The sequence below is a fragment of the Streptomyces sp. NPDC111628 genome (genome assembly GCF_055635195.1).
Map to the genome: position 1 here is coordinate 862,208 of NZ_JBVKBZ010000001.1, position 12,816 is coordinate 875,023.

Annotated in this window: 10 protein-coding genes; 8 read left to right on the forward strand and 2 right to left on the reverse strand. The window is 71.8% G+C overall.

The annotated features are described in order from the left end of the window. Positions 1-169 precede the first annotated feature (169 nt). Complete coding sequence (locus tag ACZ7MF_RS04350; RefSeq protein WP_471474416.1) at positions 170-805, forward strand: SDR family oxidoreductase; 636 nt, start codon at positions 170-172, stop codon at positions 803-805. 91 nt (positions 806-896) lie between these two features. Here the strand turns inward: ACZ7MF_RS04350 and ACZ7MF_RS04355 are convergent, their stop codons facing one another. Then, positions 897-1,772, reverse strand: coding sequence for a helix-turn-helix domain-containing protein (locus ACZ7MF_RS04355; RefSeq protein WP_471474418.1), 876 nt, complete (start codon positions 1,770-1,772; stop codon positions 897-899). Between the two features lie 166 nt (positions 1,773-1,938). Between ACZ7MF_RS04355 and ACZ7MF_RS04360 the strand changes: the two genes are divergently transcribed. From ACZ7MF_RS04360 to narI, 6 genes are all read left to right on the forward strand, one after another. After that, the gene (locus tag ACZ7MF_RS04360; RefSeq protein WP_471474419.1) at positions 1,939-2,979 is read left to right on the forward strand and encodes an NAD(P)-dependent alcohol dehydrogenase; all 1,041 of its coding nucleotides are present in this window, start codon (positions 1,939-1,941) and stop codon (positions 2,977-2,979) included. Positions 2,980-3,151: 172 nt separating this feature from the next. Further along, complete coding sequence (locus ACZ7MF_RS04365) at positions 3,152-3,937, forward strand: SDR family oxidoreductase (protein ID WP_471474420.1); 786 nt, start codon at positions 3,152-3,154, stop codon at positions 3,935-3,937. 217 nt (positions 3,938-4,154) lie between these two features. Next, positions 4,155-7,862 (forward strand): nitrate reductase subunit alpha, encoded by a 3,708-nt coding sequence (locus tag ACZ7MF_RS04370; RefSeq protein WP_471474422.1) that lies wholly within the window; start codon positions 4,155-4,157, stop codon positions 7,860-7,862. Continuing rightward, entirely contained in the window at positions 7,862-9,550 is a 1,689-nt protein-coding gene (gene narH, locus ACZ7MF_RS04375) for a nitrate reductase subunit beta (protein ID WP_471474423.1), read from the forward strand. The genes ACZ7MF_RS04370 and narH overlap by 1 nt, the downstream gene beginning before the upstream one ends. After that, positions 9,547-10,227: a nitrate reductase molybdenum cofactor assembly chaperone gene (gene narJ / locus ACZ7MF_RS04380; protein WP_471474424.1), complete on the forward strand. Its 681-nt coding sequence runs from the start codon at positions 9,547-9,549 to the stop codon at positions 10,225-10,227. The genes narH and narJ overlap by 4 nt, the downstream gene beginning before the upstream one ends. Next, complete coding sequence (gene narI / locus ACZ7MF_RS04385; RefSeq protein WP_471474426.1) at positions 10,224-10,937, forward strand: respiratory nitrate reductase subunit gamma; 714 nt, start codon at positions 10,224-10,226, stop codon at positions 10,935-10,937. Before narJ ends, narI begins: the two co-directional genes overlap by 4 nt. A gap of 32 nt (positions 10,938-10,969) precedes the next feature. Here narI and ACZ7MF_RS04390 read toward each other — a convergent pair whose 3' ends face one another. Continuing rightward, the gene (locus ACZ7MF_RS04390) at positions 10,970-12,007 is read right to left on the reverse strand and encodes an aldo/keto reductase (protein ID WP_471474427.1); all 1,038 of its coding nucleotides are present in this window, start codon (positions 12,005-12,007) and stop codon (positions 10,970-10,972) included. Between the two features lie 154 nt (positions 12,008-12,161). Between ACZ7MF_RS04390 and ACZ7MF_RS04395 the strand changes: the two genes are divergently transcribed. Then, complete coding sequence (locus ACZ7MF_RS04395) at positions 12,162-12,758, forward strand: TetR/AcrR family transcriptional regulator (RefSeq protein ID WP_471474428.1); 597 nt, start codon at positions 12,162-12,164, stop codon at positions 12,756-12,758. The last annotated feature ends 58 nt before the right edge of the window (positions 12,759-12,816 follow it).

Below are 12,816 nucleotides of genomic sequence, written 5' to 3' on the forward strand. Positions count from 1 at the left end.
ACGCGATGGACACCGCCGGACCACCGGAGGAATCGACGCCCAGCGCTTACGCTCCGGACCTGTCCAGGAGGGTAGGAATTCCTACCCTCCCGAAAGCTCCCGCCCCATGTCACGGTGGACTCGTACAGGTGGCAAAAGTAGGCACCGAACCCGTAGGGAGCGTACTGGAATGGCAACCAAGGTCTTGATCCTGGGAGCTGGCGGGCAAATCGCCCGCTGGGCGGTGGAAATGCTGGAAAAGGAAGACGCCGAACTGACATTGCTGGCGCGCAGCCGTGATCGTCTCGCGTACGTGCCGACCGGTGCACACGTCATCGAAGGCAATGTCCTGGACACCGAGGTTCTGGATAAGGCTGTGCGCGGGCAGGACGTGGTCTACGCGAACCTGGCCGGCGATCTCGACGTCCAGGCGGAACACATCGTCACCGCCATGCGGAACGCCGGCGTACGACGCCTGATCTTCGTCACCGCCCTGGGAATCCACGACGAGGTACCCGGTGAGTTCGGCCGCTGGAACACTCGGACGATCGGCGCCCCGGTCCTGGACACCTACCGCCGTGCCGCGGAAACCGTCGCGGCTTCCGGTCTCGACTACACGATCCTGCGCCCCGCATGGCTCTCGGACGAGGACGAGATCGACTTCGAGACCACGAACCGGAACGAACCCTTCAAGGGCACGGTCGTGTCCCGCAAGTCCGTGGCCGCCCTCGCCGTCGAGATCATCAAGCACCCCACCGAATGGGTGGGCGCGAACCTGGGAGTGGACAAGCCAGGCACGGACGGCGATCGCCCCGTCTTCGGCTGACGCCGACACCCCCCGACCAATGGCCGACCGGCCAGAAGGTCACATGATCCGCCGGAGACGTCCTGTCCCCCCAGGACTCCCGGACACACCGTCACGCCGGCAGTGAAGCCGCCGCGTCCGTCCCCCAGCTCGCCAGCAGGCGCAGTGCGTCCGCCGACGGTGAGCCGGGCTCCGCGTGGTACGTGATGAAGGCCTGCTCGTCGTCGTCGACCAGGCGGAACGTCTCGAAGGACAGGGTCAGGTCGCCGACCAGCGGGTGTCGCATCCGCTTGACGCCGTAGCTCTTCTCCTTGACGTCGTGCGTGGCCCACAGGCGGCGGAACTCCTCGCTCTTCACCGAGAGCTCACCGACGAGCGCGGACAGTCGCGGGTCGTCCGGGTGCCGGCCCGCGTCCATGCGCAGGAAGCTGACCATGTCGTAGGCCTTCTGGTCCCAGTCGAGGAACAGCTCGCGGTAGTCCGGGTTCAGGAAGACCAGCCGCGCCCAGTTCCGCTCGGCGGCCGGCAGCCTGCCCCAGTCGCCGAAGAGGGCCGCAGCCATCCGGTTCCAGGCGAGGATCTCGGAGCGGCGGCCCGTCACGTACGCGGGCACCGTGTCGATCGACTCCAGGAGCTGGAGCAGCGCCACCCGCACCGGCTGCTTGCCACGCGGCGCCCCGGCCCGCCGGCGCTGCTGCTTCGGCTTCGCCAGGTGCGTCAGGTGCGCCTGCTCCGCGTCCGTCAGCCGCAGCGCGCGGGCGATCGCGTCCAGGACCTCCGCCGACACGTTCTGCCCGTTGCCCTGCTCAAGGCGGGTGTAGTACGCCACCGACACCCCGGCCAGCTGCGCCAGCTCCTCGCGCCGCAGCCCGGGCACCCGGCGCTGCCGCCCGTACGACTCCAGGCCCACGTCCTCCGGCTTCAGCCGAGCCCGCCGGGTGCGCAGGAACTCGCTCAGTTCGGCCCGCCGGTCAAGCTGTCCGTCCATGCTTCCAGTATTGCCGGACGTATTCCCGGTCGTACGCACCGAGCCTGTCCCCGTCAGTGGTACGCACGCCGGTCGTACGCAAAGCCGTGGTCTGGGTGGATCCGCAGGTCGCAGGCAGGGTGGAAGCATCACCCAGTCACGCCAAGAGAATCCCGGAGAACCCGGCATGACCACTGTCGCCGCGTACGCAGCACCCGCCGCCAAGGCACCGCTGGAGCGCACCACCATCGAGCGGCGCGAGGTGCGTGAGCACGACGTCCTGATCGACATCAAGTTCGCCGGCATCTGCCACTCCGACATCCACCAGGTCCGCGAGGGCTGGGGCGAGGCCATCTTCCCGATGGTCCCCGGCCACGAGATCGCGGGCGTCGTCTCCGCCGTCGGCCCCGGCGTCACCAGGTTCGCCGTCGGCGACCGCGTCGGCGTCGGCTGCATGGTCGACTCCTGCCGCGAGTGCGAGAACTGCAAGGCCGGCCGGGAGCAGTACTGCACCGGCGGCAACGTGATGACGTACAACGGCATCGGCAAGGACGGCGAGCCCACCTACGGCGGCTACTCCGAGAAGGTCGTCGTCGACGAGAACTTCGTCCTCGGCATCCCCGAGGGCATCTCCCTGGACGAGGCCGCGCCCCTGCTGTGCGCCGGCATCACCACGTACTCCCCGCTCAGGCGCTGGAACGCGGGCCCCGGCAAGAAGGTCGCCGTCGTCGGCCTGGGCGGCCTCGGCCACATGGCCGTCAAGCTCGCGCACGCCCTGGGCGCCGAGGTGACCGTGCTGTCGCAGTCCCTGCGCAAGAAGGACGACGGCCTGAAGCTGGGCGCCGACCACTACTACGCCACCAGCGACCCGGCCACCTTCGAGGAGCTGGCGGGCACCTTCGACCTGATCGTCTCCACGGTCTCCGCCCCGCTCGACTTCGCCGCCTACCTGGGGCTGCTGAAGACGGAGGGCACGCTGGCCAACGTGGGCGCCCCCGAGGAGCCCGTCTCCCTCAACCTGTTCGCGCTGCTCGGCGGCGGCAAGTCCCTGACCGGCTCCATGATCGGCGGCATCGCCGAGACCCAGGAGATGCTGGACTTCTGCGCGGAGCACGGCATCGGCGCCGAGATCGAGCTGATCGCCGCGTCCGAGGTCAACGACGCCTACGAGCGGGTTCTCGCGAGTGACGTGCGCTACCGCTTCGTGATCGACACCGCGACGATCTGACCCCGGTTCGATCCCCCGGGAAGATTCCTCGGAATTCCTCCCCCCCTCCTGTCACACAGCCGCCCCGCCCCGGGTCATACCGCCACCACACACGGCGGACGTCCGGGCGGGGCGGTCCCACATCGGCCCCCACCCCGCCTCCCGGACGCCACGGACACCGGGAGCAGCAGTCATGACCCACCCCCCGACCTCCACGACGCCCCTCCTCGTCACCGGCGGTACCGGCACCCTCGGCGGCCACGTCGTCCCGCTGCTGCGGGCGACGGGTCGGGACATCCGCGTCCTCACCCGGCGCCCCCGCCCCGACGCGGACGGCATCACGTACGTCACCGGCGACCTCAGCACCGGCGAGGGCGTCGAGGCCGCCGTCGACGGCGTGCACACCGTCCTGCACCTGGCCGGCGGCCCCAAGGGCGACGACGAGGCGACCCGCACCCTGGTGCGCGCCGCGGCCGGTGCGGACGTACGGCACCTCGTGTACATCTCGGTCGTGGGCGCCGACCGCGTCCCGCTGGCCTGGCTGCGCACCAAGCTGGAGTCGGAGCGGGCGATCGCCGGCTCGGGGATCGGCTGGACGGTGCTGCGGGCGGCCCAGTTCCACGAGCTGACGCTGACGATGATCGAGAAGATGACCCGGCTGCCGGTCCTCCCGGCCCCGGGGGGACTGCGTCTGCAACCGGTCGCCGCCCGCGAGGTCGCCGCGCGCCTGGCCGAGCTGACGCTGGCCGAGCCGTCCGGCCGGGTGCCCGACATGACCGGGCCCGAGGTCCACGATCTGGCCACGCTGGCCCGTTCCTACCTCGATGCGCGCGGCGGACGCCGGCGCCCGAAGCTGCCGGTGCGCATTCCCGGGAAAGCGGGGCGCGCGTACCGTTCTGGCGAGAACCTCACCCTGGAAGACGCACTGGTCGGCAAGGTGACGTGGGCCGAATTCCTGGCGGAGAGGGTGGCCGTATGAGGTCTCCCGGAATTTCTGGCCGAAAGTCGGCACAGTCGAAGAATATGCGCATGACAACTATTGCAAAGCGAATGAAAACCTTCGCCCCCACCTCCGCAAAGGGCACTGAATTACCGTTTCTGCAAGCGAATTTCGGCGGGATGCTGAATGCGGCACACAGCATGCCCGCCGGAACCCGACGGGCATTGCTCCGTCGCGTTCGCAAGGAGATGGCAACGTGGTGCGAAGCAGGGCGAAGGCCGCGGCCGACGCCGCCGACCGGCTGCTGAAGGCCGGTCAGCTGCTGCGGAAGTCCCCGACCACCCTCGACCTGAGGGCCGTGTACCGCACGGACCAGAAAGTCAATGACAGTCCTTATCGGGAGCGGTGGGCGCATGACAAAGTCGTGCGCTCCACGCACGGCGTCAACTGCACGGGTTCCTGCTCGTGGAAGGTGTACGTCAAGGACGGTCTGATCACCTGGGAGACCCAGCAGACGGATTATCCGAGCGTCGGCCCCGACCGGCCCGAGTACGAGCCGCGAGGCTGTCCGCGCGGCGCTTCCTTTTCCTGGTACACCTACTCGCCCACCCGTGTTCGCCATCCGTTGGCCCGCGGTGTCCTCGTCGAAATGTACCGGGACGCCAAACGCCGGCACGGCGGCGATCCCGTGGCCGCCTGGGCCGAGCTGACCGGCGACCCCGACCAGCGCCGCCGCTACCAGCGCGCCCGCGGCCACGGCGGCTTCGTCCGCGTCGACTGGGACGAGGCGCTGGAGATCGCCGCCGCCGCCCAGGTGCACACCATCGCCGAGTACGGACCCGACCGGGTCGCCGGGTTCTCCCCGATCCCCGCCATGTCCATGGCCTCGCACGCGGTCGGCGCCCGCTACCACTCCCTCATCGGCGCCCCGATGATCTCCTTCTACGACTGGTACGCCGACCTGCCGATCGCCTCCCCGCAGGTCTTCGGCGACCAGACCGACGTACCGGAGTCGGGCGACTGGTGGGACGCGGCCCACCTGATGCTGTGGGGCTCCAACGTCCCCGTCACCCGCACCCCCGACGCGCACTGGATGGCGGAGGCCCGCTACCGGGGCCAGAAGGTCGTCGTCGTCTCGCCGGACTACGCGGACGCCACCAAGTTCGCCGACGAGTGGCTGCACCCGCACCCCGGTACCGACGGGGCGCTGGCGATGGCGATGGGGCACGTGCTGCTCACCGAGTTCTTCGTGCGGCGGCAGGTGCCCTACTTCGCCGACTACGTGAAGCGCTTCACCGACCTGCCCTTCCTCGTCGCCCTCGACGAGTACACGGAGGGCCGACGGACACCCGGCAAGTTCGTCACCGCCGCCGACCTCGGGCTCGGCCGGCACGCCGACGCCGGGGCGCGGGCCTGGATGCCGGTGCTGATCGACGCCGACACCGACGACGTCGTCGTCCCGAACGGCACCCTCGGCGACCGGTGGGGCAAGGGCGGCGCCGGTCGCTGGAACCTCGACCTCGGCGGGGTCGACCCGCTCCTCACCCTGCACGGGCACACGGGCGGCCGCGGCGACAACGGTGTCGAGGTCGTGCTGCCCCGCTTCGACGAACCCGGCGCCACCGTCGTGCGCGGCGTACCGGCGCGGGAGATCGGCGGCCGGCTCGTCACCACCGTCTACGACCTGCTGCTCGCCCAGTACGCCGTGGCCCGGCCCGGACTCGCCGGCCAGTGGCCCACCGGCTACGACGACGCCGAGGAACCCTGCACCCCCGCCTGGCAGGAGCGGATCACCTCGGTCCCGGCGGACGCGGCGGTCCGCACCGCCCGGGAGTTCGCGCGCACCGCGGAGCAGACCCGGGGCCGCTGCATGATCGTGATGGGCGCCGGAACCAACCACTGGTTCCACTCCGACACCATCTACCGCTCCTTCCTCTCCCTGCTCATCCTCACCGGCTGTCAGGGCGTCAACGGCGGCGGCTGGGCGCACTACGTCGGCCAGGAGAAGGTCCGTCCGTACACCGGCTGGCAGCAGCTGTCCACGGCCGCCGACTGGGTCCGGCCCTCGCGGCAGATGGCGGGCACCCCGTACTGGTACCTGCACACCGGCCAGTGGCGGTACGAGTCCCACGCCGCCGACGCCCTCGCCGCACCCACCGCGCCCGGTACCCTCGCCGGGCTGCACACCGCCGACCTGGTCGCCCAGTCCGCCCGGCTCGGCTGGATGCCGTCGTACCCGACCTTCGACGCCAACCCGCTCGACCTCGGCCGCCGGGCCCGCCAGAGCGGTCAGGAGCCGGGCGACTGGATCGCGGAGCAACTCGGCTCGGGTGCCGTCGACTTCGCCTGCGAGGACCCCGACGCGCCCCGCAACTGGCCGCGCGTCCTGACCGTGTGGCGGGCCAACCTGATCGGCTCCTCCGCCAAGGGCAACGAGTACTTCCTGCGCCACCTGCTCGGCGCCCGCGACGGCGCGACCAGCGACGAGGCCCCGCCCGAGCACCGGCCGCGCTCGGTGGCCTGGCGGGACGACGCCCCCGAGGGCAAGCTCGACCTGCTGCTGAGCCTCGACTTCCGGATGACCTCCACGACGCTCTTCTCCGACCTCGTGCTGCCCGCCGCCACCTGGTACGAGAAGCACGACCTGTCCTCCACGGACATGCACCCCTTCGTGCACGCCTTCAGCCCCGCGATCAACCCGCCCTGGCAGGCCCGCACCGACTTCGAGATCTTCCACTCCCTCGCCCGCCGCTTCGGCGAACTCGCCGCCGGCCGCCTCGACACGGCCCACGACCTGGTCGCCACCGCCCTCCAGCACGACACCCCCGGCGAGACGGCCCAGCCCGGCGGCCGGGTCACCGACTGGCGCGACGGCCGCACTCCCATCGAGCCGGGCCGCAACGCCCCTCAGGTCTCGCTGGTGGAACGGGACTACACGGCCGTCGCCGACCGGCTCGCCGCCTTCGGGCCGCTGGCCGAGGAACACGGCATGACCGTCAAGGGCGTCACCGTCAACCCGCACGAGGAGGCCCGCTGGCTCGCCGCCCGCTGCGGCACCGCCCCCGCCGGACCCGCCCACGGCCGCCCCCTGCTCGACACCGACGTCAAGTTCTGCGAGGCGATCCTCGCCCTGTCCGGCACCACCAACGGCCGCCTCGCCGCCGAGGGCTTCGACCGCCTCGCCGACCGAGTCGGCCCCGGCGCCGGGCTCGCGGAGCTGGCCGCGTCGGTGGGGGAGCGGCGCGTGGTCTTCTCCGACACCCAGGAGCGGCCCGTGCAGGTCGGGGCGAGCTTCGAATGGTCCGGCAAGGAGGCGCCCGACCGGCGCTACTCGCCGTTCACCGTCAACACCGAGCACAAGAAGCCCTGGCACACCCTCACAGGGCGCCAGCACTTCTACGTCGACCACGACTGGATGGCCGAGCTGGGCGAGCAACTCCCGGTCTACCGGCCCCCGCTGAACCTGGCCGAGCTGGGCGACGCCCCGACACCGACCGGCGACGGCCGCGCGGTGACCGTCCGCTACCTCACCCCGCACGCCAAGTGGTCCATCCACTCCGAGTACCAGGAGAACCTGCTGATGCAGACCCTGGCCCGCGGCGGCCCCGTCGTCTGGATGAGCCCCGCCGACGCCGCCGCGATCGGCGCCGCCGACAACGACTGGGTGGAGGCCGTCAACGCACACGGCGTCGTCGTCGCCCGCGCGATCGTCTCGCACCGCGTCCCGGACGGCACGGTGCTGATGTACCACGTCCAGGAACGCCTGGTGAACGTCCCCAAGTCGGAGGCGAACGGCCGCCGCGGCGGCGTCCACAACTCCCTCACCAAGCTGCTCGTCAAGCCCACCCACCTCATCGGCGGCTACGGCCAGCTCTCCTTCGCCCCCAACTACTACGGCCCGACCGGCAACCAGCGCGACGCCGTCACCACGATCCGGCGCCGCTCCCAGGAGGTCACGTACTGATGCGCGTCATGGCACAGGTGGCGATGGTCATGAACCTCGACAAGTGCATCGGCTGCCACACCTGCTCGGTCACCTGCAAACAGACCTGGACCAACCGCACCGGCACCGAGTACGTCTGGTTCAACAACGTCGAGACCCGCCCCGGCCAGGGTTACCCCCGCGGCCACGAGGACCAGGACAAGTGGAAGGGCGGCTGGCACCTCAAGGGCGGGCGCCTCGTCCCGCGCACCGGCGGCCGCGCCCGCCGTCTCGCCCGCCTCTTCGCCAACCCCGAACTCCCCACCCTCGACGACTACTACCAGCCCTGGACCTACGACTACGAGAACCTCACCACCGCCCCCCTCGGCGACGACATCCCCACCGCCCCGCCCCGCTCGGCGATCGACGGCCACCCCACCGCCATCACCTGGGGCCCCAACTGGGACGACGACCTCGGCGGCGGCCCCGACCAGCTCGCCGCCGACCCGCTCCTGGCCCGGATGAGCGAGCAGGTCCGGCTCGACTACGAGCGGGCGTTCATGTTCTACCTGCCCCGCATCTGCGAGCACTGCCTCAACCCGTCCTGCGTCGCCGTCTGCCCCTCCGGCGCCCTCTACAAGCGCGTCGAGGACGGCATCGTCCTGGTCGACCAGGACCGCTGCCGGGGCTGGCGGATGTGCGTCAGCGGGTGCCCGTACAAGAAGGTCTACTTCAACCACGCCACCGGCAAGGCCGAGAAGTGCACCTTCTGCTACCCGCGCATCGAGGCCGGGGACCCCACCGTCTGCTCCGAGACCTGCGTCGGCCGGCTGCGCTACCTCGGCGTCATGCTCTACGACCCCGACAAGGTCGGCGCCGCCGCCTCCGTCACCGACGAGAAGGACCTGTACGAGGCCCAGCTCGGCTGCTTCCTCGACCCCGACGACCCCGAGGTGGCCCGCGCGGCGGAAGCCTCCGGCATCCCGCACGACTGGGTCGAGGCCGCGCGCCGCTCCCCGGTGCACGCGCTGATCACCCGCTACCGCGTCGCGCTGCCGCTGCACCCGGAGTACCGCACCATGCCGATGGTCTGGTACGTCCCGCCGCTCTCCCCGGTCGTCGACGCCCTCAGCGGCACCGGGCACGACGGGGAGGACCCGGCCGCGCTGTTCGGCGCGATCGACACGCTGCGCATCCCCCTCGGCTACCTCGCCGAACTCTTCACCGCGGGCGATCCGGGGCCCGTCGAGGCGGCCCTGTGCCGGCTGGCCGCGATGCGCTCCCACATGCGGCGCGTCAACCTCGGCGAGGAGCAGGACCCGCGGATCGCCGAGGCGGTCGGCCTCGACGAGCCGGGCATCCTGGAGCTGTACCGGCTGCTCGCCCTCGCCAAGTACGACGAGCGGTACGTCATCCCGACTGCCTACACCGGCTCCGTCCCCGACCCCGGCGGCACCGGGGCGGGCTGCAGCCTGGACGGCGTGGGCGGGCCGGGGATGATGCCGGAGGGCGCGGGCGGCGGCCCCGGCTTCGGCCCCGGCTTCGGCTCCGGCTCCGGCTCCGGGGAGTTCGACCCGGACGCCTTCCACGCGCCGCCGACCGCCGGGTCCGGAACGTCGTCGTCCGCGCTGCGCGGCCGGGTCAACCTCCTGAACTGGAACGGCAAGGGACGCCCGAACGGCCTCTTCCCGCGCGCCCGCGGCACCGTCCGGACGGAGCCCGACCTGTGAGCCGTAGCCGTAGCCACAGCCGGATCCGTAGCCGTACCGGAACGACCACCACCGCCCCGGTCGTCTTTCAGGCCGCCGCCCTGCTGCTGGCCTACCCGGACCGGGACTGGCCCCGCCGCCCGCACACCGTCCGCGAGACGGTCGCCGCGCTCCCCGGCCCCGAGATCCAGCTCCTGCTCTCCTTCTGCGACCGGGCGGAGCGGGAGGACCCACTCACCGTGGCCGCCCGCTACGTCGCCACCTTCGACCGCAGCCGCCGGCGCTGCCTCTACCTCACCTACTACACCGACGGCGACACCCGCCGCAGGGGCGCCGCGCTGGCCCGTATCAAGTCCGTGTACCGCACCCACGGCTGGCTGCCGCCGGACGACGAACTGCCCGACTTCCTGCCGCTGATGCTGGAGTTCGCCGCCCGCACGCCCGAGGCGGGCACCGCACTGCTGACGGAACACCGCGCGGCGATCGAGGTCCTGCGCTACGCCCTCGAAGCCCACCGCAGCCCCTACGCCGCCCTCCTCCAGGCCGTCGGCCGGTGCCTGCCGGGCCGGGCACCGGCCAGCCGTGAGGAGGCCCTGCGCCTGACCCGTACCGGCCCGCCGACCGAGGCGGTGGGGCTGGACGTCCTGGGGACCTTCCCCGCCCAGCCCCAGCCGCACGACGACGGAGAACGCCGATGAGACACCTGCACACCGCCCTGTGGGGCGTGCTGCCCTACCTGACCCTGGTGGTGCTGGTGGCGGGGACGGCCTGGCGCTACCGCTACGACCGCTTCGGCTTCACCACCCGTTCCAGCCAGCTGCACGAGAGCCGGCTGCTGCGGATCGCGGGCCCGCTCTTCCACTACGGCCTGCTGTTCGTGATCGCCGGTCACGTGGCCGGGCTCCTGGTCCCCGAAACGCTGACCGACCGCCTCCACGTCAGCGAGCACCTCTACCACGCCAACGCCCTGATCGCGGGTGGCACGGCGGGCCTGGCCACGCTCGCGGGCCTCGCCCTCCTGCTGTACCGCCGCCTGCGCACCCCCGCGATCAGGGCCGCGACCAGCCGCAGCGACCGGATCGTCTACCCGGTGCTGATCACGGTCGTCCTCGCCGGACTGACGGCCACCGCCTCCGGCGCGACGGCGGCGTCCACGTACGACTACCGGCTCGGCGTCTCCGTCTGGTTCCGCAGCCTGTTCGCCCTGGACCCGGACGTGACCGCCATGGCCGAGGCCCCGCTGGTCTACCGCCTGCACGCACTCCTCGCCATGGCCCTCTTCGCCCTGTGGCCCTTCACCCGCCTGATCCACGCCTTCACGGCGCCGCTGGGCTACCTGGTGCGGCCGTACGTCGTGTACCGCTCCCGGGGGCGCGGCGAGGTGGGGGCGGGGCGGCCGGTGCGCTGACCGCTCAGCGACCGCCGTTCAGCGTTCGCCGCTCACCGGGCTGCCGGGTGGCGCCGACGGCGCAGCGCCGGGTCGAGCAGCGCGGGCGTGGCGTCGAACTTCTCGTGCGCGGCGAGGTCGGTCCCCGGCGCGACGACGGCGTCGACCGCGTCGAGGACGTCGTCGGAGAGCACGGTGTCGGCGGCGGCGAGCTGGGAGCGCAGATGGTCCAGGGTCCGGGGCCCGACGAGCGCGGCGGTGACGGCCGGGTGCGCGGTGACGAAGCCGAGCGCGAGCTGGATCAGGCTCAGCCCGGCCTCGTCGGCCACCGCGGCGAGCTTCTCGACGGCGTCGAGCCGGGCCCGGTTGGCGGGCAGCGCGGTGTCGAAGCGCTCGGGCAGGACCGCCGACCGGTGCGTGGCGACCTCCCGCCCCGCGCGCACCGCGCCCGACAGCCACCCGGAGGCCAGCGGGCTCCACACCAGCACGCCGAGCCCGTACCGCTCGGTCACGGGCAGCACGTGGCTCTCGGCCCCGCGCTGGAGGAGGGAGTAGCTGGGCTGCTCGGTGACGTACCTGCTCAGCCGGTGCTCACGGGCGGCCCACTGGGCCTCGACGACGCGGTAGGCCGGGAAGGTCGAGGAACCGAAGTACCGGATCTTCCCCGCCCGCTGCAGGTCGGTGAGGGCCGACAGCGTCTCCTCGTCGCTCGTGTCCGGGTCCCACCGGTGGATCTGGTAGAGGTCGACGTGGTCGACGCCGAGGCGGCGCAGGCTGTTGTCCAGCTCGGTGACCAGCCAGCGGCGCGAGGAGCCCCGGTGGTTGGGCTCGTCGCTCATCGGCATGTTCGCCTTCGTGGCCAGCACGATGTCGTCGCGGCGTCCGGCGATCGCCTTGCCGACCATCTCCTCGGACTCGCCGCCGCCGTACATGTCGGCGGTGTCGATGAGGTTGATCCCCGCCTCCAGGGCGGCGTCGACGATGGCGGTGGCCTCGTCCTGGGTGGTGCGCCCGATGCTGCCGAAGTTCATGGCGCCGAGCGCGAGCGAGCTGACCTGCACACCGGTGCGGCCCAAGGTGCGGTACTGCATGACGGTTCCTCCGCTGGGGGTGGATCGAGGCATGACTTGGTGGCGGGCTCGGTGCTCTGGCATCATGAGGAAACCAAGCGGAACGCCGTCCCGTTTACTCGCCCCACAATACGGAACGGTGTCCCGTTTATCAATCGGTGAAGGGAACGGCACGGTGAAGGACGGCGAAGCGGCGACGGGACAGGCGGCCGCCCGGCCCAAGCGCGCGGACGCCCGGCGCAACGAGAAGACCCTGCTCGACGCGGCCGCCGCGGTGTTCGTCAGATCGGGCGTGGAGGCCCCCGTACGCGACATCGCGGCCGAGGCCGGCGTCGGCACGGCCACGATCTACCGCCACTTCCCCACCCGCGCGGACCTCATCATCGGCGTCTACCGGCACCAGGTGGAGGCCTGCGCCGAGGCCGGTCCCGCCCTGCTGGCGAGCGGCCCGACCCCGTACGCGGCGCTCGCGGGCTGGATCGACCTGTTCGTCGACTTCCTGGTCACCAAGCACGGCCTCGCCGCGGTCCTCCAGTCCGACAGCGCCGGTTTCGAGACCCTCCACGCGTACTTCCTGGACCGCCTCGTCCCCGTCTGCACCGACCTCCTCGCCGCCGCGACCGCCTCCGGCGAGATCGACACCGACGTACCGGCCCTGGCCCTCATGCGCGGCGTCGGCAACCTCTGCATCGGCGCGGAGACCCCCAACCCGAGTTACGACGCGCGGCAACTGGTACGCACCCTGATCGCGGGGCTGCGCGCGGCGGACTGACCCCGGCCCGGCCGCGAAGGGCGGCGAGTGGATGTGCGCGGCAGCGATTGCTGGATAA